The sequence below is a fragment of the Arenibacter hampyeongensis genome (assembly GCF_002909255.1).
GTDB lineage: Bacteria > Bacteroidota > Bacteroidia > Flavobacteriales > Flavobacteriaceae > Arenibacter > Arenibacter hampyeongensis.
Genome location: NZ_PIOB01000002.1, coordinates 197,136 through 221,613 on the forward strand (window position 1 = coordinate 197,136; position 24,478 = coordinate 221,613).

Sequence of the window (24,478 nt, forward strand, 5' to 3'; positions counted from 1 at the left end):
TAAATTTGGAAATATTTTTAATAAAAAATGGACTATATGGGGAAAAACTACCTAATGACTTTGGAATAAACTTATTTTTGAATATTACTTTTGCTTGGAGAATAAAAATCCCGGCCAAAAGGAATGGCTATGACTGGTTGCCTTGTTTTCGGGATAAGGGCTGAGGAGTCTTAGAATAATTCCATAATAAATGATTAAAATGTCAATCCTCCAAAGACGCCGGATACTTGTTTACAAATTAATATCCCATGAAAAAAAAACTCAATTGTGTATTGTTGGTGGATGATGACGATGCCACAAATTTCATCCATAACTACGTTATCAAAGAAGCTGGCTTTGCCGAACACATTAAGGTTGTGGAAAACGGTCAGGAGGCATTGGACTATTTAAAATCTAAAAATGAAAAGGAGTACCTAAGGCCCAACCTGATTTTCCTAGACATCAACATGCCTGTAATGGACGGCTGGGAGTTCCTTGAGCAGTACAAACATCTAGATGAGGAATTACAAGGTCATATGATGGTCGTCATGATAACAACTTCACTAAATCCAGACGACAAGTTAAATGCCAAGTCACATGATATCGTTGACCACTATATGAGCAAACCGCTGACTGTTGAAATGCTTCATGATTTACAATCGCGGCTTTTTGACCATGATTCTTAAAAGGTATAAAGCAATTTAAAAACTGGTCATCCCTGATATAATCTTTAGTAGAATTTAGAACGTTGGCCATAGACCTACTACTTTCCTTGGCCAAAAGAGTCGATGTTATGATTATGAATAATCGTATTTTCTTATGAAAACCTTCAAATCTTTCGGTAACAAAAACTTCAAACATGAACTCGGTTGAAGAATCCTATGTCAAAACCAACCAAGAATAATTAAATCAATTAATCGCTGGTTTCAATCCCCTTTATCCCTGGCCCAAAAGCCTTCCAAATCTTTTTGATGGCTATAACAACCAATAAACAAAGGAAGCCTATAACCAGACCGGCTAAAAATTCCCCCACTATTTCCGGTATGCCAATAAGCCAATGATGTAGCCATTCAAGGTTATGCACAAAAACCCCTGGCCACTAGAACCAGGCCATTCGGCTTTGACGTCATTTCAAACCTCTGGCCGCTCCGCTAACTATTTTCCCCTATAAAATGGTAGACCCTGTTGAGAAGTTCCTTGGGATCGTCTATTATAAAAGAAGGGGCAAGTATATTTGCAGTATGAACCTGACTTCTGGTAAGGTTATTGGTTACCGCAAAGACGTGCATACCGGCAGCAAGTCCCGCTTTAATACCATTTACCGAATCTTCAATAACCAAACATTCATTAAATTCAATTTTGAGCAATTCCTTAACTTTAAGATAAATCTCCGGATGCGGCTTTCCCTGTACAATATCATCGCTGGTAAGGATAAAATCCAGTTTTCCCCGGATTCCCATGGCCTCGATCACCGTTTCAGCCTCACGGCAATGCGACATGGTGGCCAGGACCGTTCGAAAATTATCCCCGTGAACTCTACCTAGCAACTCAAGGTTATACTTACAAAAATGACTGGATAGGAGATTTTTATCGTTCAGCATTTGATGGTATATGGCAAGTCTGCTTGTAATAATCCTCTCTTTGACAGTTTCCGAATCAAGGCCACCCATATGTTCCAATAATGGTTTTTTATATTCCCCAAAAAGTCCATTCACAACTCCGGCCCTGGGAAGCCCCACATACTTCCCGAAACTGTCCATCACCATTTTTTGCAACACCGATCCCTTGGTCAAAATCTGAATGGCCTGGGCATAAGATTCCGCTTTTAATATTTCGGTATGTACCAGGGTTCCATCAAGATCAAAAATTATTGCTTTTATCATCTTGTCCTTAAATTGGCCATAATTATTGAAAAGTGTAACTTTTTTTCACCATCTCCGTTAGTCTAAAGTATCCGTATGCATAATTTTCCGGATTGCTAACATTGACACAATTTCCCTTCAGGGGGACGGGAGTAGAACTAAAAAGACCAGTACCTCCCGACTGTTCTATAAGTATCCCTATGAAATTGGAATATTGTTCGGAGATACCGTAAAACTCAATATCAATGATATCACCAGGAACAAATGCCTCTATTTTATCCGTGCTTTCATCTTCCTCCTTTTCAAAATACCAACTAATTTCGTTCCCGTTTATAAATTCATCATCCGCATCCTCCAGATAAGGCAAAAGATCGCCCCGTTCTTTGAACTTAAAAAGATAAAAATTTTCTTCCTCTTCGGGATCAGTAAATATAACGTTAACTTCAAGATCCTCATCGTTAAAACCTTTTTTTCGGGATTGGGTAAGGTCTGAAATATCTACTACCGGCATTAATTTCTCCGTGGCCGTATAGGTTTCATTATTATAAATAACTTCCAAGGTATATGTCCCGTTTAATACCGGTACAAAAGATGTAGTGGTATATTCCCCATTGTTTTGGTCTTCAAATGCATATGTTGCCCCATTAGCGTTGTTAGTGACGATAACGGATGCCCCGGTTACACTGGAATTGTCATTGTCGCCAAAATAGGGCGTGGAAGTGCTTAGCTTAATAGTTTGTTCATTCCCTGAAGTTCCTTTTTCCCAATCCAAAGAGGCTTCGATAGTTAATCTTGCCGGTGCCGTTTGCACATCAACATCTATTACATCTGTACAGGCACTAAAGGTAATCAGGATGGAAATAATTGCAAGTGTTATATATGTCTTCATTTTCTATTAAAATTTAAAGTTATAGGTTACTGATGGCACAATGCCGAAAATTGCCGTTCTGGTGGCTTCATTGGCTCCCGTATCCACATTCTGTCCAAAAGAGATGGAAGCTGCATTTTTATGATTATAAACATTATATAAACCTAGGACCCACTCCCCTTTCCATCTATTATTGGGTTTTCTATTGGGTCTATAAGTAGCGGAAACATCCAATCTATGATACGCTGGCAAGCGATCGGAATTTCTATCCGAGTAACTGGCAATGGACAGGTCTTCATAGGTATACTGACCGTTGGGATAAGTAACCGGTCTACCTGTTTGAAAGACCAGATTGGTCCCAAACGACCATTTCTCATTTAATTCATAGGCCCCTGTCAAAGAAAAATCATGGGTCCTGTCATAAGCGGTGTTGTACCACTTGCCATCACTGATTCCCAAACCTCCTGCATTTCCTCCTGGAGTTCGTTGTTCAGATTTTGCCAAGGTATAGGCAAACCATCCGGTAAACCTACCTTCATTTTTCCTGGCCAAAAATTCAAGCCCATAAGCCCTTGATTCCCCATTCAAAATTTCTGTCTCAATATTGTTGGCCCCTATTAAATCAGAACCGTCTATATAATCTATTCTGTTATCCGTGGTCTTGTAATAGGCTTCCACCTCCATGGAATACATTTTATCGTTGAAATTTCTAAAATAGCCCAAGGCATATTGATCCGACAATTGTGGTTTTACAAATTTGCCGCTGGGTGTCCAAACATCCAGAGGCGTAACCGAAGTGGTATTGGACAATAAATGAATATACTGTGCTGCACGTGAATAGCCGGCCTTTACTGAAGACAAATCGTTCAACTGAAATGCAAGGGAAAGCCTTGGTTCAAAATTGCCAAAAGTTTTAATAGTTTCACTTTTCCCATAATAGGTCTCCCCTACTGCAGTACCTCTTTCGTAAATACCCAATAGTTGGTTATACACCACTGGTTTATCATCCACATATTCTGTCATTGCCTGCCCTCCCATGCGACTAAATGTGCTATAACGAAGGCCGTACTGTACCGTTAACTTATCGGTTAGCTTATGTTCCGCATTAATGTACAGTGCACTTTCAAACGCTTTTTTACGGTCCAGGGACAATGGATTAATTTCCGATGATTCTGAAGTAGGCCGAATTTGCCCCGGATCAAAATCGTAATAAATGCCACTTGCCCCAAAATCCAGTTTAAATTTTTCACTGGTATAATACTTTAAATCATATTTTATATTGTAGTTGTTTATGGAGGAAATCCAATCGAACTCCTCAATTACAATACCCAGATCATAGTCGTACTTGCTATATATCAATGATAGGTTGGAAAACAATCTATCATTAAAAATATGGTTCCAGCGCAAATTTCCCGACAAGTTTCCATAACTGCTATTAAAACTTTCCCCTAATTCAAAGGCATCCCTGCCAAAATATCCGGAAAGAAAGAGCTGGTTACTCCCATTAAGGTTGTAATTGGTCTTAAGATTCAAATCATAAAAATTTGCACTGTTGTCTTCCCCTGCAGCCTTCAACAGCAAATGGGCATATGATCCTCTTCCTGCAATTAAGAAAGAACCCTTTTCATTGAACATAGGGCCTTCCAAGGCCAGTCTGCTAGAAATAATTCCGATTCCTCCGGTCATGGCAAAATTTTTACTATTCCCATCCTTTTGGCGTACATCCAAAACTGAAGATGTTCTTCCTCCAAATCGCGCAGGAATACCTCCCTTGTACAATTTAATATCCTTGATGGCATCTGCATTAAAGACCGAAAAGAATCCTAGTAAATGGGATGTATTGTAAATAATGGCCTCGTCCAAGAGTACCAAATTTTGGTCTGCCGCACCACCTCTAACATGAAACCCGCTGGAGCCCTCTCCATTATTGGTAACTCCTGGAAGCATTTGTAGAGATTTTATAATATCCAACTCCCCTAATACCACTGGCATTTGTTTTACTGTTTTAATGTTTAGTTTGGAAACGCTCATCTCCGGCTTTCTAAGGATAGCACGTTCCGGTTCTTCGGCAGTCACCACAATTTCGTCCAGTTGGGTAGAAAACTCCATGATTTCAAAATCTAATTTTTGATCCCGATCTAGGACTATCTCCTTTTTTAATTCAGTAAAACCGATATAGGAAATAATAATTTTGTAATTCCCTTTTGGAGCGGTAAGGGAGTAAAAACCATATTCGTTGGTGGTAACACCTATCGTTGTCCCCTCCAAAAAGACAGAAGCCCCAAAAAGAGTTTCCCCATTACTCCCATCCGCAATGGTACCACTTACGGTATACCTTTCCTGAGCGGATAATACTGTCGTGAATAATAAAAATGTTAGAAAAATATTTTTCATTCTTTGATTATTGAATATTTCTTTAATGATTGTTCGTTTGTTCTTTTTTAATAAGTACCTAAGACAGCCCTATGCCGTTACCTTGTAGTTTTGATTGATGAATAAACCTACTAAGTGTATTGGGTACCTCTGCTGATTACTCGATAATTTTTGCTACATCTAATTTGCTTTATACTTACAGTGGTTAAAATTTATTTTTTTTGTTCTTACTTAATCCATATTACCAAATAGGTATGTGCCTACATCATCTTTTCCCTGGTAAGGCCAACCCAATAAACCGTTGGTTCCATTAGGTACTGACAAGATTCTTCCCATAATTCCTCGGCAAAATTGTGCATTCATTTCCTTTCAAACGTTCCGTAATGAAAATCCGAACCTTATTTTGAGAATAGTGTTTCATTGGGATTTGCAATTCGGCTAGAGGCTATGTTGGAATTTAGTAATGTGGACCAACAGCCTCTATGGGAATATCCGTTTCCAGAATATAGATGCGCTATATCTTTCCTAGGCCTACTTGTAATTTTGGCAATAACACTTTCTATTGCCAACCACCTAAAAAATAATAAACTGCCCCCCTCAATAAAGGATCCCAATTCTCTATTTTGATTTCTTGATTTCAATTTTTGATATTCATGTTTATGATATGGCCTATTGACATCCGAAAAAAATAAAGGTTGCATATCTTCCATAAAAAAAATTATTTCAATTTTCAGCTGCCAAGTTTATTCCGCTAAAACTTGCCCTATTTAGTGGCTTTTGGAGTAAAGGAGTATGGGTGAAATTAAAGTGTCCAAAAATATTTTTCTGTTTAGATGCAACTTTTTCCACTATTGTTTGTCTATTATTTTGAAATCCCCCCTGATTGGACCGTTAAAACCATTTTTTTAGTTGAAAACCAATATCCGTTTTACACACCAGGAACTTGTTGAAAAGAGCAAGTTGGGCGACCGAAACTCACAGTTTCAATTGTATGAACAGTATGTAGATGCTATGTACAATGTTAGTATGAGGATGTTGTGCAGTAAGGAAGATGCTGAAGATACCGTTCAGGACAGTTTTGTTGAAGCATTCAAGAATTTGGGGAATTTTAGATATGAGAGCACATTTGGTTCTTGGCTAAAAAGAATTGTAATCAATAAAAGTATTAACCATTTAAAACTAAAACGAATTCCCTTAGTGCCAATAATTGACCATGAATATCATCTCACTGAAGAACCTATTGAAAACATAAAGGACATAGATATAGAAAAAGTAAAAAGAGGCATTAAACAGCTTCCACCGGGTTACCAGCAGATTATACACCTATACTTGATCGAAGGATACGATCATGAAGAAATTGGGGAAGTACTGGAAATATCAAAATCCACCTCTAAATCCCAGTATCACAGGGCTAAGAAAAAGTTACTTGAAATTATAAAAGAAATGTAATGGACTATTTTGAAAAACATATAAGGGACAACAAGGCATTGTTCGATGAACACAAGGCAGACAGATCTAAAATGTGGGCCAAAATTGAATCCGAACTGTCCAATACGAACCCAAAGGTAGTTCCGTTGTGGAAATCCCCGTTATTTCGTGTTGCAGCCAGTATTGTGTTGGTCTTGCTTTTGTCTATCCTAATCGGTATTACAGTGTATGGCGGACAGCAGTCCGGCTCGCAGAACAACGTTGTCTCCCAAGAACTCCTGGATATTGATATGCATTATAGCAACTTGGTACAACATCAAGTACAATTAGTAAAAAATCATCCCGACTTATCACAAGAAGACAAAAATGAATTTCTATCGTTCATGGACGAATTGGATGAAGAATACGGAGTTTTAAAATTGGAAATGGAAAAAAACCTCGGCAACGAAAGGGTCTTGGAAGCTATTATTGGCAATTACAAAAAAAGGATAGAACTCATCGAAAACTTATTGAGGCAAATAAATGATTCAAAAATGATAAATGACGATTATGGATACACCTTATAAAAACTCGCTATTATTTCTAGCCATGGTCCTTATGGCCAATTTAATGCTAGCCCAGGAAAAAGTATCTAAAACCATATCGGAGACTTTTGAAATGTCCAATGCCGGAGAACTCCAAGTGGACAACAAATATGGCAACATAACTATCCACGGGTGGTCCAAGAATAATATTTCGATTACTGTAGATATTACTACTACTCATAAAAAAAGGGAGAACGCACAAAACCTATTGGATCGTATTGAGCCTAGAATTAAATCCATATCCGATTTTGTGACTATTAGTTCGGAAATTGCAGAAAAAAACAAAGGTTTTTTAGCCGAGTATTTCAACAAGGCGAATCCGTTCGATTTTGACCGAAGCAATATACAGATAAATTACTCCATTTATTTACCCGCCAATGCGGTGGTGGACATCAATAATAAGTTTGGCGACGTCATTCTAGAGGATTGGACCGGTAAATTAAAGATAGACGTACAGCATGGCGATATTTGGATCAACAAAAACCTTAAAAACGCTGACATCCTCTTAAAATTCGGCAAGCTCAAGGCCAAAAACATAAACTTTGGTAGTATAAACATAAAAAATGGCAATTTGTCCCTTGGTAAATCCAAAGACTTAAGATTGACCAGCAGCGGTTCTACAATAGATTTAGAGGAAATTACCTCCTTGGAAATCTATTCCAGCAAGGATGAAATTACCATCAATGAAGTTGAAGCCATACATGGGGAACTGGAATTCTCTAATGTGGCATTGGCGAATTTAGATAATGAAATTGATCTGGTCATGAAAATTGCAGAATTCAAAGTATCCACCATTCATAGTGCCGATGCCAAAATTAACATTCATCAACAATCCTCGGAAATTGTTCTTAATGTTCAGGACTTCTCCTTTAGGTTTAATGCAACCTTGGAAGAAGGACTGTTGCGTCTTCCTAAAACCTTCGAAAATGTAGAAACCCAAATGATAGATAAGGGAAAAAGAATACGTGATATAAAGGCTACTTACGGCAATTCCAAACAGGGTTCCATTTCAATTACAGGTGAAAAAGGGGTAATACTTTTAAAGGAACTTTAATTTAAATAAAAAAAAGTAAAAAAAATGCAACTTTTTACAGAGTTTGTTGTCTACTATAACATCATCAATCAAAAATCAAAGAGCATGAAATTAAACACAGCAATTTTACTTCCCCTTTTATTGGGGTTCACTATTCCAACCTTTGCCCAGGACACTTCTGGCGATTATGTGGAGTTTAATGATCGAAATAATGTAGTGCATGGGGTCTACCTAGGTCTAACAACCCACTATGGAGACATTGAGGATAAGGACACCTACTTCACAAGTTTGCAAGTCGCATATGTGGCCAACCAACAATTTGAAATAGGTTTTGTGGGCACCTTCTTCTATTCGGATCAGAATATTTATAGGGGTCTTTCCATGTACGATGAAGATCTTATTGGCGCTTATGGTGGGCTACATTTAGAACCAATTTTTTTTAGTAAAAACCTCGTAAACCTCTCATTTCCGGTATTGATAGGAGCTGGGGGCATGGGTTATATAGATGACAATTATAGTAACCATGATTTTGACGAGGATGAATTTGAAGATAACGCGCAGGCCTTTTTTATAGTTGAACCTGGGATCAACGCCTTGTTCAACATTTCCAGGTATCTACAGTTGGAAGCTGGAGTAAAGTATCGATTTTCAAATAAATTCAACGATGCCAAGAGCTTTGCCCCCATTAAGGACATAAACGGCTTTTCCGCAGGAATAGGAGTCAAAGTAGGCATTTTTAATATGGGAAGGAATAGGTATAAAAAGAATATATAACATGAAAAATATAACTAAAAGCATTTGCTGCATCTGCCATGATGTTATTGAGACCCAACATGTATTTTCTGAGAACAATCAAGTTTTCCTAAAAAGAAATATGGTCGAATCCTCTAATGGAAAAACCCTCAAAGACCAATGGCATCCGATAAATTTCCAATGGATATCGGACATGGAACTAAGAAATAACTTAGCGCTGCAATCCAATTTGGATTAATTATTATTAATTGATAAAAGGCTTCTTCCTAGTTCTAAAACGTGTACGAACAAGTATTCATTTGTTGTCGGTTTTGCGGTTCGGCCATATCATGGCTAAAACCTTCTTAAATACCATTACCACCAATAAACAAAGGAAGCCTATAACCAGACCGGCCAAAAATTCCCCCACTATTGCCGGCAATGCCTCTAGCCAATGATGAAGAAATTCTAGGTTATGTACAAAAATCCCTCCGGCCACCAGAACTAAGGCAATGGTTCCTATTACCGATAAACTTTTAATTACCCACGGCAGCGCCCCAACTAAAAACCTGCCAATATAATCCGATATACTGTGTTTCCTACCATTGAGCTCTATAAGCTTTAGTCCAAAGTCGTCCATCCTAACTATAAGCGCCACAATTCCATAAACTCCCGCAGTGGCCACCAGGGCTATAATGGAAACTACCATTACCTGGGTCCAAATGGGCTCCAGAACCACCGTACCTAGGGCTATGATCACTATTTCAACGGAGAGAATGAAATCGGTTAGAATGGCCGACTTAATTTTTTCCTTTTCCAAAAGCAGGATTTCTTTTTTGGTTAAATAGGTCTTTATTTGCTCCGCTTTTGGGTGTTTGTGGGGCACAACAAATTCATAAATCTTCTCTGCCCCCTCATACGCCAGATAAAGTCCGCCCAATACCAATATTACCGTGACCGCCACTGGCAAAAAGGCACTGAGCAGAAAAGCAATGGGAAGAATGATCAACTTGTTCAGTATTGACCCTTTTGTAATGGCCCACAATACTGGAATTTCACGTGAGGATACAAAACCGGAAGCCTTTTCGGCATTAACCGCCAGATCATCCCCCAAAATGCCGGCCGTTTTTTTACCCGCGATTTTAGTCATTGCCCCTACGTCATCCATTAAACTAGCAATATCGTCCAGTAAAGCAAAAAATCCTGATGCCATATAATTACACTTCCTTTATTAATTTATACTGTTTTTTCTACTATTATTTTTTTCACCCCCATGCTACCGCTCCATGGCTGCAAATATATTTTATAATTCCCATACATACATTTTAATTAAGATGGGTTCGACTTAAATAAACTTCATCCAACTGATAATTATCTAATTAAAGTCAATAATTCTGTCTCCTCGAGCCTGTCTAGCCGAAGGTAGGCTGGCCGGGGCCGCATTACCTAAAACATTCCATCAATAATTAAAAATCAATCAAGCTCAAGTTAATTACAGGAATAGGTCCTTTTACTAAAAAATATAAGCCTTAAATCCACAAACCTAACTAGGCTCCATTTTCCATCTAGACTCCGCGTGGGCCAAAACAGGAACAAACCTGCCTATTATGGTCCAATATATTTGGACAAATACCCTTCACCTTTTTGTTTTATTTAATAAGTTAGTTTAAGATTGGTAAAAGCTCATTTACTATTGCATTATTGATGATCTTTGGCTGGCAACAAATGGAAAAGAACAAATTTACATATCGCTTTCTCAAGGGCATCGCCAAAACTATTTTGGTATTGGCAATATTGTTTGTCGTTTTGGTACTTTTCGTTAGAAGCCCTTGGGGACAAAATATAATTGTTACCAAAGTCACTGCTTATGTTGCCAATAAGACCAACACCAAAGTTGAAATAGACCGACTTTTTATAACTTTTTCCGGGAATGCATTTTTGGAAGGCCTGTATTTGGAGGACCAAAAAGGGGATACCTTACTGTATTCAAAAAACCTTGAAGCCAACGTACCGCTTACTCCCTTGCTGTTTGGTAATAAACTGAACCTCAAATCTGTGGAATGGGAAGGCTTAAGGGCATATATATCCAAGAGCGAGGATTCGGGCAAATTCAATTTTGATTTTATACTGGAGGCCTTCGCTACCAGTGATACAACTCCCCCACCCTCGGAAGTGGAACCTATGATAATCAATGTTGGATCGCTTGATTTATCCAACTTTGAAATCGATTACGTTGATGCGTACTCAGGCGTGGAAAGCAGGCTTGTTTTGGGGCAACTATATTTAAAATCCAATACTGTAGACTTGGAGACCATGCTGTTCGACCTAGAGGATTTTGAGCTCTCGGACACGAACATTACATACAAACAAACCAAGACCGTTGTTCCTGAAGACGACGCTCAAACACTACTGCCTTTTTTAGTCGTCAACCATCTAAAACTAAAAAATGTACGGGCCAATTATAACTCAATTCCCGATGGTGTGCTGGCCAATGCATTCCTAGGTGATTTTGAATTGGAACTGCCCAAGGCCGATTTAAGCAAGAAAGAACTGGAAATAGGGTTACTTTCCCTAAAAGATTCGGACATTTCCTTAAATATACAAGAAAGGGGACATACCCCTAAGGATACTACCAGTAATACAGTAGAAAATATTGAATTTTCCTGGCCAGATCTTTTTTTAGTGGCCGATAACATCATCCTTAGCAATAATTCTTTCATATACCGTTCTAATAATAAAACAATAACAGAGGGTCAATTCAATCCTAACGATATTATCCTTTCAAAACTTAATTTAGAGGCCAACGACCTCAACTACCACCCTAAAAATGGTAGCTTGAATTTAGATCAATTGTCCTTTGTTGAAAAAAGTGGCATTCAGTTACAAAATCTTGTTTTCGAGGCCAAACTGGACGACAGCTCCGCAACGCTCACGGGATTGCTATTAAAGACCAATTCAAGTTGGTTGACAGCCGACTTGAAAATGAATTATCGATCCCTAAACCAATTGATCCATTCCCCAAGGAAAACCAAAATGGACCTACAAATGTCAGAGCTACATCTTGCACTGGAAGAGGTCCTTTTTTTTCAACCTAAATTAAACGAGAACAAATATTTTGCTGCCGCCCAGCAGCACCCATTGACAGGGAATTTAGAGGCCAATGGGATACTTGACCGTATTGACATCCGAAATCTACTATTTAGCTGGGGCAACAGTTCATTGGTGGCCGAAGGAACCGTATCCAACATAATGGAAACGGATTCACTAAGCTTTGATTTCCCTATCCTTAAGGCAACTACGATCCGGGAGGATCTGCAACAATTTGTTTCGGAAAAGGAATTGGACATTGAAATTCCCCAGACCATTTTGGTCCAAGCCAAAACCCATGGTAATCTAAAAAATATCTCGGGGGAAGCTTCCCTGAAAATACCGGAAGGTGCTGCCCTACTTAAAGGTAACTATACCAACATTGGCCAAATCAACTTCGATGGAAATCTCCAAGTAGACAGCCTGCAACTAGGCAAGTTGTTAAGAAATGAGCAGTTGGGACTCTTGACCTTTAAGATCAAGGGCTCTGGCAATGGTAATAGCCTTAAAACACTAAATGCTGTTTTTGAATCCGATTTTACTCAATTGGAACTTAAAAAGTATGACTTTTCAAATCTTGGTTTAAAAGGAAAAATCCAAAACGGGAAAGGCGATATTGACCTAAAGTTTAAGGACAAGAACCTAAATTTCGAATCGAACACAGCTTTGATACTGGATTCCATCTCCTCAAAAATTAAGCTAAACCTTAATGTTATCGGCGCCGACCTACAAGCCCTAGGTCTCACGAAGGCGAACATCAGGGCCGGACTGGATTTGGAAGCCAATTTTGACGGGAACCTGAATACTTATGGATTGAATGTCCGGATAAACAATGGTGTAGCAGTATATGATGATCAGCAGTACCAAATGGGCCACATGCTAATAAAATCCAAGATAGACACTCTTAGTACCGAAGTTATCATCCAAAGCGATTTTCTGAACGGCGGATTAAAATCCAACTCTTCACCTGTGGGAATCAATACCGCTCTGACCAAACAATTCAAGAGCTACTTTGAAAATACATTGACAGAACCAACCCCGAACGATTCCGTAAAGCTTGAAATGAATCTTAATATACATCCCAATGCCCTTATTACAGAGGTATTCCTTAGGGATTTGGAGCAGATGGATTCCATTATTGTCAGAGCCAGTTTTGATGCGGCCACCAAAAATATTAATGCCGAATTAAAGGTGCCCTCAGCCAAGTATAAGGGAATTACACTGGATAGTTTGAACCTCTCGGCAATTGGCGATTCCACCAACCTCAATTTCACCGCTGGTATTATTAACCTCATTGCGGATCCGGTGCATATTAAAAGAACCTATTTAGAGGGTACCCTTAAAAACAAGGAATTGTTGTTGGATTTCAGTTCATGGGACGAAAAAGAAAAAGTATTGTTTATCGCCTCAAAAATGATTTTGGCCAGAGATACCACCTTGCTCCAAATTAATCCCGATGGACTTTTGTTCAACAAAAAGGAATGGAATATACCTGAAGATAACCGGATAAGTTTTGCCCCAAACCACCTTAGTTTTAAGAACCTAAATTTGACAAGAAATTCCCAACAACTTAGCCTAAGCAATTCCGTTTCCGATTCAGGGGAAGAACATCTGGCCATAAACTTCGACCAATTTAGGTTACAAACCTTTCTAAGTCTGTTCAACCCAGATTCTCCCTTGGCCTCTGGCTTGGTTAACGGAAATTTGATTTTGGAAAATCCCTTCGGAGCAACAGGAATAGTGGCCGATTATAAAATTAACGGTTTTGAGATAATGCAACACCCCTTAGGTAACTTGTCCTTAAAGGCAACTTCCAAAACCAGCAATGCCTATGATTTTAATCTAGCCCTGAAAGGAGATGGGACGGACATAGATTTAAAAGGGGACTACGCCGCTGCAGAAACAGGGGCCAAACTGAATCTTGATCTGGACATAAACCGAATAGACCTTAAGGTTATTGAGGATTTTCTCTTTGGGACCTTGAAAGATACCCACGGTTATCTTTCCGGGAAAATAGATGTTTCGGGCACCACCACATCCCCGGTTTATACAGGATCCATCAACTTTAATGAAACCGATTTTAATGTCGCCAGTCTGAATTCCGTTTTTAAAATTTTTGATGAAACATTAAAGATTGATACAAACGGATTGTATTTGGATAATTTTCAGATTACCGATGTCAATGGCAACGGTTTTAAAATGGACGGTTCCATTGCTACCGAGGAATTATTGAACCCAAAATTGGACCTTAGACTAAATGCCAACCAATTTCAGTTCCTGAACTCTACAGAGAAAGACAACGAATTATTCTATGGGAAGGCCAGTTTTGATCTTGACCTTAAGGTGAAGGGAGATTTAAACCTACCTATAATAGAAGGAAAAATTCGTGTACGCGCGGGTACCGATGTAACTTACGTTGTCCCGGAATCTATATTGGATGTTGAAGAACGTGAGGGGGTGGTCCTTTTTGTGAACCGTGAAAACCCCAATGCCATACTTACTAGAAATGATAATGAAGAAACAGCAGCCTTCTTTAGGGGCATGGATGTCAAAGCCATTTTGGAGATAGCCGATGATTCCAATTTTAATATCATTATAGATAAACGTACAGGTGATAACCTTCGAGTTTCTGGGGACGCCTCCCTTAATCTTAATGTAGAGCCCAACGGAAGGATGCAGCTCACAGGGCGATACGAACTTAACTCCGGTCATTACGAGACCAATTTGTACAACCTTGTAAAACGAAGGTTCCAGATAAATCCTAACAGCACCATAACTTGGCAGGGAGACCCCTCCAATGCCAAGTTGGATGTTACTGCAACTTATAAGGTAGAAACTTCTGCTGCCCCTCTAATGTCGTCTGTGGTTTCCAGTGAGGACAATAGCCTAACCGGCAAATACCGACAAGTACTACCATTTTTGGTTTATCTTAATGTAGATGGAGAACTGCTGGAACCAAAATTGTCCTTCGGACTGGATATGCCAGAAGACGAACAGGGATCCTTGGGTGGTGCGGTCTATGGAAGGGTTCAACAATTGAACCAACAAGAGGCTGAACTTAACAAACAGGTATTTTCCTTGTTGGCACTTAATCGTTTTTATCCAGATTCCGGCAGTGACGGAAGCATTGGTGGTACTGCGGCCATTGCAAGGGACAATGTAAACAAAGTATTGGCAGGGGAACTGAACGCATTTTCGGACAGGGTTTTTGGGCAATCCGGGTTCGAGGTAGATTTTGATTTGGACAGCTTTACCGATTACCAGGGTGAAAGTCCCCAAGACCGGACCCAACTGAACATCAACGCCAAGAAAAAATTGTTCAACGACCGTTTGATCGTAACTGCAGGGAGTGCCGTTGATGTTGAAGGCAGTGCACAGCCTGGGCAAGAGGAAACCCCAATAATCGGTAATGTAAGCCTAGAATACCTGCTCACAAAAGATGGCCGTTATAGACTAAGGGGGTTTAGAAAGAACGAATTCGAAAACATCATAGACGGACAATTGATCGTAACTGGTGTAGCCCTGATCTTCAACAGGGAATTTAATAGATTTAGTCAATTGTTCAATCCTTTAAAGGAAGTCAAAACGGCTGAAGAAAAAGACAAAGAAGTTCAAAAAAAAGAATAAAAGTTTGATGGCAACAAATACATATCGGACTATTTTAACTTTGCTAATTCTAGTATGTATATATTCCTGCAGTATTGGGAAATTCATCCCTGAGGGCGAGACTTTATATACCGGTTCAAAGATCAATGTTGCGTTTGACAACGAAGTAAAGCACCAAAAAAAAGTAACGCAAGAATTGTACACCTTAGTGGTACCGGAGCCCAATTCCCAATTTTTGGGAATGCGACCGGGCCTGTATTTTCATTACAAAGCACAAAAGGAGAGACCTGGTTTTTTAAACCGATGGCTCAATAAAAAGATTGGGGAAGAACCAGTTTATCTCTCCGATGTAAATCCGCAGCGAGTAAAACAACTAATGCTGAACAGACTTGACAATCGCGGGTTTTTCTATAGCCAAGTAACCTCTGAAGTGGACAGTACACAAAAACACGCTGCCATTAAGTACAACTTAAACTTGCCAAAACCATATACCCTGGAAAAATTTGAGTTGGATAAAGACTCGCTGCCCATCTATGCCGAAATTGAAAAAGCTTTGGAGGAAACAGAAATTAAGCTTGGAGACCGTTTTGATCTGGAACTAATGAAATTTGAAAGGGAACGGATAGACCATGAACTTAAGCAAAGAGGGTATTACAATTTTAATCCAGATTTTTTGATTTTTGAGGCCGATACCAATCGTTATGACAACAAAAAGTACGACCTCTTTCTACGTTTGAAAAGAAATCTCCCAAAAAAAACGGTGATTCCCTATACCATTGATTCCATCTCAGTTTACCCCAACTTCTCCGTTGAAACTGAAAAAGAGGCCGACACCAGTAAAACAGTCATCAACGGCATTAGTTTTATTCAGGAAAAGGAATTCTTTAAACCTAAGAAAATGGAACCCTATATATTGTTTGGGGTAGATCAGAAGTATAATTCGGAAACGGCCAGGTTAACCAGCAATAGACTTTCGGCCTTAGGAAACTATAAGTATGTAAATATTCGGTTTAATGAAAAGGACAGTTTGGAAGTAGATAGTACAGCCTCGTTGTACGCCGATATTTTACTTTCCCCACTTACCAAAAGGTCTGTACGGGCGCAATTACAGGCGGTAACAAAATCGAACGGTTTTGCCGGGCCGGGAATATCGCTCACTTATAACAACAGAAACCTTTTTAAGGGAGGGGAAACCTTGAGCATAACGGGTAATTTTGCGTATGAAACCCAGCTTTCCGGAGGTAAAGGAACTGGCCTTAGCAGTATAGCGGGAGGTCTGAAAACCGATTTGATCATCCCTAGGTTAGTACCTTTTTCCCCCGAACAATTTAAGTACGCCGTACCCAAGACCAAAATTAGCTTGGGAACCGATTTCTTAAAACGCACTAAACTTTATACCCTAAATTCGTTCAACGCCTCCTTTGGTTATACCTGGAATGCCAATAGGTTTGTATACCACGAGCTTAACCCTATTAGCATCAATTACGTAAACCTATCCAATACCACTGAAGAATTTACGGCCATTTTGGATAAAAATCCGTTCTTAAAACAAAGTTTCGACCAGCAATTCATCGCTGGACTCAACTATACCTTTACCTACAACGAACTGGTAGATGTGAATAACAATCACCCCTTGTTTGTTTCCGCAGGCCTGGATATAGCCGGTAACACGCTGCAGCTTATTGGTGGGTCCGATAAAACGGTTTTTGGATTGGAATATGCACAATATGCCAAGGCCGATATCGATTTTCGCTATTATATAAAATGGGGCAGGGAACAAGCCCTTGTAACCAGACTTTATGCAGGATGGGGCATTCCATATGGCAACTCCTCCACCCTACCCTTTGTAAAACAATTTTTTTCAGGAGGTCCCTATAGTGTAAGGGCATTTAAAATACGGTCTCTGGGGCCAGGAACATTTAGTTCCACTGAAAATGGCACATCTTCTTTTTTCGACCAATCGGGAAATCTACGATTGGAAGGCAATTTGGAATATAGATTTCCAATATGGTCTTACCTAAAGGGCGCCGTTTTCGCGGATGCCGGTAACGTATGGTTGACCAATGACATTGTAATTGCGGAAGATGAACCTGCAGCCAGTCGTGAATTTAACGAAGAATTGCTTGCCAAAGGAAAATTTAGCTCCAATTGGGCCAAGGAATTGGGTATTGGAGTGGGCTTGGGCCTTAGGGTTGATATCCAAAGTTTTGTCTTGCGCTTCGATTTTGCTTCCCCTTTACAAGTCCCATACCTGCCTGAAGGAGAACGCATCAGAATTCCCTTTTTTGATGGCGGCAGTGGCAATCTTATCTTCAATTTTGCCATCGGTTATCCCTTTTAATGGCTCTTAAAACTAAAAAACCGCTCTTGTTTTATTAAGAAAATCATAAAGTTTTACAACCAAATTAAATGGGTCAAAAATGTAATCTTTTGAATTATTAGCTAGTGGAATTTAGGTCTAATTTTATTAAAGACAAATTATTAACCCGTCTGCCTTTCGGTGCAGACTTTAAATAAACAAGACTATGAACAGTGATCAATTGGAGGGAAAATGGAAACAAGTCAAAGGTAAGTTCAAACAGAAATACGGTGATCTTACCGATAATGACCTAACTTATTCAGAAGGTAAGTTCGATGAATTGTTAGGCCGGTTACAAGAGAAGACCGGAAAAAGAAAAGAACAATTAAAAGAAGAGATTGACAATATGTAGCCTCGAGCACAAAATTTAAATTTCATTACTATAACCCCTGCTATTTAGTAGGGGTCATTTTGTTTATAGATGAAGCGTAATAAATCAAATATAAAAATTGAGTCCAGCACAAAACTGGAGTTTTCCGGAAATTGGAAAAAACATGAATTTGCTGTATAGGTTTATGCCATATTTCCCTTGAGCATCTCCTCATTATTTGGGTGTTACCTCTTTGGTCGTTCGGGCCCTTGGCTATATCCCAAGCGGTGCTGTAGGGGTGCTGCCACAGTCCCTGTCCGCCATAGGCGGGCCTAACTTATTATAAGCTATTCCATAGGCAGAAATGCGACAGTTCCTGTGCGATTACAGTATTAGAAAAAATCAAAGTCTGTCCTTATTGTCCTTAGCGTACTCCTTCTTGTACATCCGAACAATAATTAGGAAAAGACTAATTAGCAGAGGACCAAAAATAAGTCCTATAAATCCGAAAATGGGTACCCCAATAATTACACCTATCAGCGTAATTAGAGGGTGCACATTGTCCAATTTTTTAAGAATAAAAAGTCGAAATAAATTATCTGTTGCACCCACTACAATAAAGCCATACAAGAGGATACCCCAAGCTTGGAAGGAGCTACCATAGGAGAGAGATAAAATAAAAACAGGCAGAATTCCCAACAAAGAACCTATAAAAGGAATCATAGAGCCAATGGCAACAATTACCGCCCAGAAGAATGGGGAATTAATTCCGAAGACCAAAAAACCTATTAGCGCAACAACCCCTTGGGCCAAAGCCACCAAGGGAATACCTAAGGCATTGGAACGCACCATTGCCCTTACTTCCTCTCCAATTATTTTTAGGTTTTCCTTGCTTATGGGAATATACTTGAACAATGATTCACGTAATTCACGCCGATTCGTCAACATATAATAAAGCATGAAATACATGATTCCTATAGCTATGAACATAGTGAAAGTACCACCTGCAAAACCCTGTAGGTTTTTGGATAGCCAGGTAGAGATAGCACTGGCATCTATTTCGGACGTTAAATCATATCCAAGTTGACTTTCCCATTTACCCAACTGTGATTTCAAAGCCGAAATTACCTTCTCGGAATTTTGTGCAGCATTGCTTATTTTTGAGCCGAGCATTACAATGATTCCGGAAATGGGCAACAAAATGCACACAAAGGAAACCACCAACAATACGGCAGCGGCCAAGTCCGGATGCCACCCCCTTTTTACAAGGTTTGCCATAGGCCCCCTTAAAAGGACATAAATAGTTATAGCTCCCAAAATCCCCGTAAAATAAGGTAGGATTGCTTGGAATATTAATCCTCCCAGCAGTAGGATAAGTAAAATAATAAATAGTTGGCGAATTATACTGGATCCAATTGGTTTCATAAATCAATTACCATAGGTTAAAATATTAATGGGGTATTGGGTGTAATTTTCAAGGACATTAAATCCGTCAATAGCAAATTTAAAAATATTATAGGGAGGACATTTTTACTAATGAAATGATAAGGTTTGGACCGAGGTGAAATGTAGATAAAATATTCGGATAACAGCAAGGAATTTGAGGATGTTTGCAAATTAGGGAATCTCGAATTATAGAAGCCAAACACCATACAACATAGGCCATACGAAGAGTGCGGGGTCACTCTTCGCCCAACCTTCTAAAAATATAAGTCTTATAAAGGCTTTCTACCTGATATGATATTGTAAAGAACGGCAATTACAGCAATTACCAAAAGAATATGAATCAAATTACTGGTGCCCATACCGGCAACTATACCGAAAAAACCCAACATCCATATGATAATACTAATTACAGCGATTAACCAAAGAATATTTCTCATAATTTTAAACTTAAGTGATTATAAATTTATGTTTAATTACCTTTCTGTCCACGATAAAATGTCTCAATAGACTTTATTATAAACACTTATAAAGTTATATTCTTGTTATGACAGGTGGTGATTCATTAGCTAAATTTATTAATGCAATCAATTGAAATATTAAAGAGTAGTACTTGACAAGTATTACAATTGGTAAGTACATAAAGGATTTTAATTATTTGTTTCCACTGATTTTCGAAAATAGGATTTGGATAATCCCAATGAACCCTAAACCCAAAGCCTTTACCCCCGTCTTCATTTCTGTACACTTCATACAGCCTTTTTCTCAATCCATACATGTTTGTATTGTTAAGCAGACGACGACAAAATACCTTCGCTTAATTTAAAAAATAACTCAGGTAATTTGCGGGCTGTTGGGAACATTATTTCATAGGCCCGTTTAAACCATTAACTCTTAAACCTATTCCATTATGAACAGTAAAATTCCAAGTTTTTCGATTGTGGCGGGTATCATTTTGATAAGCCTTTTGGCATGCATGGGCAAATCAAATAAACCAGAAGTAGATCTCGTAACTACCGAATCTACCTCAGAAAAGGATACAACCGCACTGGTTGCCCGCGGAGAATATCTGGTAAAATCGATTGGCTGCGCCGATTGTCATTCTCCAAAGCGTATGGGTGCCAATGGACCTGAAATAATTCCCGAACTTGATTTATCGGGATTTCCATCAGACGGAACCGTACCACCTATAGACCTGAAATCGATTTCCGACGGTTGGATCATGTTTAATCCTGATGGGACCAGTCATCTTGGTCCATGGGGTCAGACCTATGTGGCCAATATTACCAGTGACCCAAGTGGGATTGGCAATTGGACGGTAGAAAATTTTATCCGTGCCATTCGGAAAGGCAAGTACAAGGGTCTTGAGAATTCACGGGATTTGTTGCCGCTTATGCCATGGTATTTCTATAAAAATTTGACAGATGAAGATTTAAGCTCGATTTATTATTATCTAAAAACAACGAATCCTGTATACAATGTAGTTCCGGCCCCAAAATCATTGGAAGATTTGAAGCAAGATCAGTCCGTTAAATAATAACCGAAAAAATTAGGGCCTTTTTTTGCGCAAAACCTGTTTCCAATCCGGGCGAAACAGGTTTTGCATAAATAATGTGCCCAAAGGGAAATATTTTACGGCATAATAGTTAAAATAATTAGCCTACTGTATCAAATAAATGATGTACGATTTATACATGGCTTTTCCCAATTCATAACTATCTTTATATAGTAAGTGGGCACCAGAAATCGTCAAGTTATAATAAACCTGAATTTGGAAGTATTATGAAAATTCGGCTACCACAATACAACAGTTTGGATAACCAGGTAATGCTACTCGTATCGCCAATATTTGCCTTTTTACTCAATTGTATCAATTTCGGTTCACAGTATTTTTCAAGCCCTGGGTATTTCCTATTCGCTACAATAGTATCATTTGTGTGGTTCTGTTTGGATTTTGTAAGCTGCGGGGCCATTGCCGTTATTTTTAAGAAAAGATTTCCTTTAGAGACGGAAGTACCCAAACGTTTGTCCTTAATGATCATTATTTTTTTGATAACCACCGGATTATTTTTAGGTGCCCTTTTTAATATATTCGAATCCATACCTTATTTTAATTACCGGTTTAATGAGAATGCCTTTGCCTGGAGCTACCTGGCACTGGGCATCATGAATATTTTTCTTACGTTCTTAATGGAGGGGATTTCCCGATACGAAGAGTGGCAAAAAAATCAGAAAGAAACCGATAGGTTAAACCAAGCCTACAAGCAAAGTCAGTTACAGGGCCTGAAAAGTCAGGTAAATCCACATTTCCTATTCAACAGTTTAAATTGTTTGTCCTGTTTAATTCAGGAAGATGAAGAACGGGCAGAAAAATTCCTGGATGAAATGAGCAAGGTGTATCGTTACATGCTGCGCAACGATGATGAACCACTGGTAAGTGTACAAACCGAATTGAAATTTGTTGATTCATATAGGCATTTGTTGAAAGCCAGATTCGGTGATGGACTACAGTTGAATATAGATGTTGCCGATGCGGATAAAATCAAATTACTGGCACCACTTACCCTACAAGTGATTATAGAAAATTCCTTCGCTAAAAATAAGCTCTGCAAAAGCGAGCCGTTATCAATATCAATCCGATCCAAAGGTATTGGCATCCTTGAAATAGAGAATAATATACAGCCCAAACTTATTACGGACTCTATGGACTTTGAAGCAGATCTTGACAATTTGATCAATAAATATGAATTATTTGCCAGGCCGATTTCAATAGATAAAACCTCGGATACCAATAGGGTAATAAAAATTCCCTTGATCAATGAAAAAATGGAGTTAACACCATGAAATTTGTTAAACCACCTAAATTGGAATTGTATTCATTCCTGTTTTCAATGCCATTGATTTCGGCAATAATTAATTTGATTCTATTTGACGATCGTCTATGGAAAGATTACAAAGTATGGATCTATTCCATACCACTAATTTATATGATTGGAATCCCATCATGGTATTTACATGTGCTTTATGCAAATTGGATAGAACAAAAATACCCTGAACTTAATCAAAGTAGACAACGGGTAATTGGAAAGGCATTGGTGCTCCTTTTTGTAATGATCCCCAGTATATTAATAATTCTGTTTGTTTATGACCATTTTCATATATTGGATTATCAGTTGCAAATCGAGGATTTGTATAAAGGTCTGTTCGTAGGGGTTGGGGTAAACATTATTTTTGAAACCTTATTCGAAGCCGATTACGTATTTTCAAAGATGAAACAAAGTGCACGTGAAAGGGAAACAATGAACGAGCTAGCCGTGCATCAGGATTTCGACACCCTAAAGAATCAGGTAAATCCTCATTTTTTATTCAATTGCCTTAATACCTTGTCTTCCTTAATAGGTGTTGATAAAAAACGGGCAGAAGTTTTTCTGAACGAGCTGAGCAAAGTGTATCGATATCTCCTAAAAAACAATGAAGAAGGGGTAAGTACGGTTACACAAGAAATCAGATTTATTGAATCATACTATAAGCTTCTTCAAACCAGGTACGGCGATGCTGTGAAGCTCAATTTACAGATTGATAAACGTTACGATTCTTATTTATTGCCATCTTTGACCCTGCAACTGCTGGTCGAAAATGCTGTTAAGCATAATTCACTTTCGAAAAACAGTCCATTGGTCATCGATATTTTTACAGCCGCAGCAAACAAGCTTGTAGTAAGTAACAATCATCAACCACTAACCGTAAAAGCGCCCAGTACCAAAGTTGGCCTTAAAAACATAAAAACAAAGTATGCCTTATTAAAACAGCCGGGTTTTCTAGTTATGGAGGATGATAAAAATTTTACAGTAGTCTTGCCCTTGATTTGGAACCAACAGCTTAGTAAGATTTGAGTAGTGACAATATTAAATATTATAATTGACAGTTCATTTGCGCAAATCCGCAATTCATGGGTTCGTTTGCCCTATCAATTCAATTTACCCGTAAAGCAATATTGTTTTATACTAATTTTATAATAACCTTCTTTAATTCTACAGAACATGAAAATATTACTAGTTGAGGACGAGGACCTAGCTGTAAAAAAACTTCGAAAGACATTGGAAGCTGTAGACGGGTCGATTGAGGTCATAGGAACTACCGATAGTATCAAAAGTACAGTGGAATGGCTAAAAGACAATCCATCTCCAGAATTAATATTGATGGATATTGAGTTGGCCGATGGCCAAAGTTTTGAAATATTCAATCTAGTAGATGTAAAAAGTCCGGTAATCTTCACCACATCTTACGATGAGTTTGCCTTAAAGGCCTTTAAAGTAAACAGTGTGGATTATTTGCTAAAACCAATTCAAAAAGATGAGTTGGAGGCTGCAATAAATAAATTGAGAAGATTAAAGGGCTCGGATCATTTTAGTACCGATTTTGATAATTTGGTAAAGGAACTTCAGCAGAAATTGCAACCCAAGGAATTTCGCAAACGTTTTCTAGTAAAACAGGGCCAAAAATTGATAAGCATTGAAATTGGGGAAATTTGCTATTTTTTCAGCGATGGGCGGCTTAACTTTTTTAAAACGACCGATAACCAAATGTTCGTTGTGGATTATACCATGGAAGAACTTGAGGAAATGCTGGATCCCGAAAAATATTTTCGCATCAGCCGTTCCTTCTATGTTTCAGTCAACAGTGTAGAAAAAATTGACGATTACTTTGGGAACCGACTGTTGCTTGGATTAAAACCACCCGTAGATAAGCAAGCCTTGGTTAGCAGGGAAAAGGTAACCGCCTTTAAAAAATGGATGGGTAAATGATCTTATCAT

The 24,478-nt window shown here is 38.6% G+C and carries 19 protein-coding genes; 13 read left to right on the forward strand and 6 right to left on the reverse strand.

The features are described from left to right. Positions 1-248: 248 nt before the first annotated feature. Positions 249-665: a response regulator gene (locus CWD91_RS05795; RefSeq protein WP_103440039.1), complete on the forward strand. Its 417-nt coding sequence runs from the start codon at positions 249-251 to the stop codon at positions 663-665. 465 nt (positions 666-1,130) lie between these two features. Here the strand turns inward: CWD91_RS05795 and CWD91_RS05800 are convergent, their stop codons facing one another. The 3 genes from CWD91_RS05800 to CWD91_RS05810 are packed head-to-tail and all read right to left on the reverse strand — an operon-like array spanning position 1,131 to position 5,103. Beyond that, complete coding sequence (locus CWD91_RS05800) at positions 1,131-1,862, reverse strand: HAD family hydrolase (RefSeq protein ID WP_103440040.1); 732 nt, start codon at positions 1,860-1,862, stop codon at positions 1,131-1,133. Positions 1,863-1,884: 22 nt separating this feature from the next. Further along, positions 1,885-2,730 (reverse strand): DUF4249 family protein, encoded by an 846-nt coding sequence (locus CWD91_RS05805; RefSeq protein ID WP_103440041.1) that lies wholly within the window; start codon positions 2,728-2,730, stop codon positions 1,885-1,887. A gap of 6 nt (positions 2,731-2,736) precedes the next feature. After that, positions 2,737-5,103: a TonB-dependent receptor gene (locus CWD91_RS05810; RefSeq protein ID WP_103440042.1), complete on the reverse strand. Its 2,367-nt coding sequence runs from the start codon at positions 5,101-5,103 to the stop codon at positions 2,737-2,739. 888 nt (positions 5,104-5,991) lie between these two features. On the opposite strand from CWD91_RS05810, the gene CWD91_RS05820 reads away from it, so the two are divergent. From CWD91_RS05820 to CWD91_RS05840, 5 genes are all read left to right on the forward strand, one after another. Next, on the forward strand, positions 5,992-6,531 hold the full coding sequence (locus CWD91_RS05820; RefSeq protein ID WP_157943730.1) for an RNA polymerase sigma factor: 540 nt from the start codon (positions 5,992-5,994) through the stop codon (positions 6,529-6,531). Further along, on the forward strand, positions 6,531-7,076 hold the full coding sequence (locus CWD91_RS05825; protein ID WP_103440044.1) for a hypothetical protein: 546 nt from the start codon (positions 6,531-6,533) through the stop codon (positions 7,074-7,076). The genes CWD91_RS05820 and CWD91_RS05825 overlap by 1 nt, the downstream gene beginning before the upstream one ends. Further along, on the forward strand, positions 7,060-8,148 hold the full coding sequence (locus CWD91_RS05830) for a hypothetical protein (RefSeq protein WP_157943731.1): 1,089 nt from the start codon (positions 7,060-7,062) through the stop codon (positions 8,146-8,148). The genes CWD91_RS05825 and CWD91_RS05830 overlap by 17 nt, the downstream gene beginning before the upstream one ends. Positions 8,149-8,232: 84 nt before the next feature. Continuing rightward, the gene (locus tag CWD91_RS05835) at positions 8,233-8,901 is read left to right on the forward strand and encodes a hypothetical protein (protein WP_157943732.1); all 669 of its coding nucleotides are present in this window, start codon (positions 8,233-8,235) and stop codon (positions 8,899-8,901) included. 1 nt (position 8,902) lies between these two features. Then, positions 8,903-9,118, forward strand: coding sequence for a hypothetical protein (locus CWD91_RS05840; protein WP_103440047.1), 216 nt, complete (start codon positions 8,903-8,905; stop codon positions 9,116-9,118). A gap of 57 nt (positions 9,119-9,175) precedes the next feature. Here the strand turns inward: CWD91_RS05840 and CWD91_RS05845 are convergent, their stop codons facing one another. Continuing rightward, the gene (locus CWD91_RS05845; protein ID WP_103440048.1) at positions 9,176-10,072 is read right to left on the reverse strand and encodes a DUF808 domain-containing protein; all 897 of its coding nucleotides are present in this window, start codon (positions 10,070-10,072) and stop codon (positions 9,176-9,178) included. A 512-nt stretch (positions 10,073-10,584) separates the two neighbouring features. On the opposite strand from CWD91_RS05845, the gene CWD91_RS05850 reads away from it, so the two are divergent. From CWD91_RS05850 to CWD91_RS05860, 3 genes are all read left to right on the forward strand, one after another. Continuing rightward, positions 10,585-15,573, forward strand: a complete 4,989-nt coding sequence (locus CWD91_RS05850; protein ID WP_157943733.1) for a translocation/assembly module TamB domain-containing protein — start codon at positions 10,585-10,587, stop codon at positions 15,571-15,573. Positions 15,574-15,580: 7 nt separating this feature from the next. Next, entirely contained in the window at positions 15,581-17,893 is a 2,313-nt protein-coding gene (gene tamL, locus CWD91_RS05855; protein ID WP_103440050.1) for a translocation and assembly module lipoprotein TamL, read from the forward strand. A 184-nt stretch (positions 17,894-18,077) separates the two neighbouring features. Beyond that, a complete protein-coding gene (locus tag CWD91_RS05860; RefSeq protein WP_103440051.1) occupies positions 18,078-18,263 on the forward strand; it encodes a CsbD family protein in 186 nt (61 codons plus the stop codon). Between the two features lie 360 nt (positions 18,264-18,623). Here the strand turns inward: CWD91_RS05860 and CWD91_RS05865 are convergent, their stop codons facing one another. Next, positions 18,624-19,646 carry an AI-2E family transporter gene (locus CWD91_RS05865; protein ID WP_103440052.1) on the reverse strand — a complete coding sequence of 341 codons (1,023 nt, stop codon included), beginning with the start codon at positions 19,644-19,646 and terminating at the stop codon, positions 18,624-18,626. Positions 19,647-19,936: 290 nt separating this feature from the next. Continuing rightward, positions 19,937-20,104: a lmo0937 family membrane protein gene (locus CWD91_RS05870; RefSeq protein WP_103440053.1), complete on the reverse strand. Its 168-nt coding sequence runs from the start codon at positions 20,102-20,104 to the stop codon at positions 19,937-19,939. Positions 20,105-20,574: 470 nt separating this feature from the next. Between CWD91_RS05870 and CWD91_RS05880 the strand changes: the two genes are divergently transcribed. From CWD91_RS05880 to CWD91_RS05895, 4 genes are all read left to right on the forward strand, one after another. Continuing rightward, a complete protein-coding gene (locus tag CWD91_RS05880) occupies positions 20,575-21,201 on the forward strand; it encodes a c-type cytochrome (RefSeq protein WP_103440055.1) in 627 nt (208 codons plus the stop codon). A 245-nt stretch (positions 21,202-21,446) separates the two neighbouring features. Then, positions 21,447-22,508 carry a sensor histidine kinase gene (locus CWD91_RS05885; protein ID WP_103440056.1) on the forward strand — a complete coding sequence of 354 codons (1,062 nt, stop codon included), beginning with the start codon at positions 21,447-21,449 and terminating at the stop codon, positions 22,506-22,508. Beyond that, the gene (locus CWD91_RS05890; RefSeq protein WP_103440057.1) at positions 22,505-23,557 is read left to right on the forward strand and encodes a sensor histidine kinase; all 1,053 of its coding nucleotides are present in this window, start codon (positions 22,505-22,507) and stop codon (positions 23,555-23,557) included. The genes CWD91_RS05885 and CWD91_RS05890 overlap by 4 nt, the downstream gene beginning before the upstream one ends. Before the next feature lie 147 nt (positions 23,558-23,704). Further along, the gene (locus tag CWD91_RS05895; RefSeq protein WP_103440058.1) at positions 23,705-24,469 is read left to right on the forward strand and encodes a LytR/AlgR family response regulator transcription factor; all 765 of its coding nucleotides are present in this window, start codon (positions 23,705-23,707) and stop codon (positions 24,467-24,469) included. The last annotated feature ends 9 nt before the right edge of the window (positions 24,470-24,478 follow it).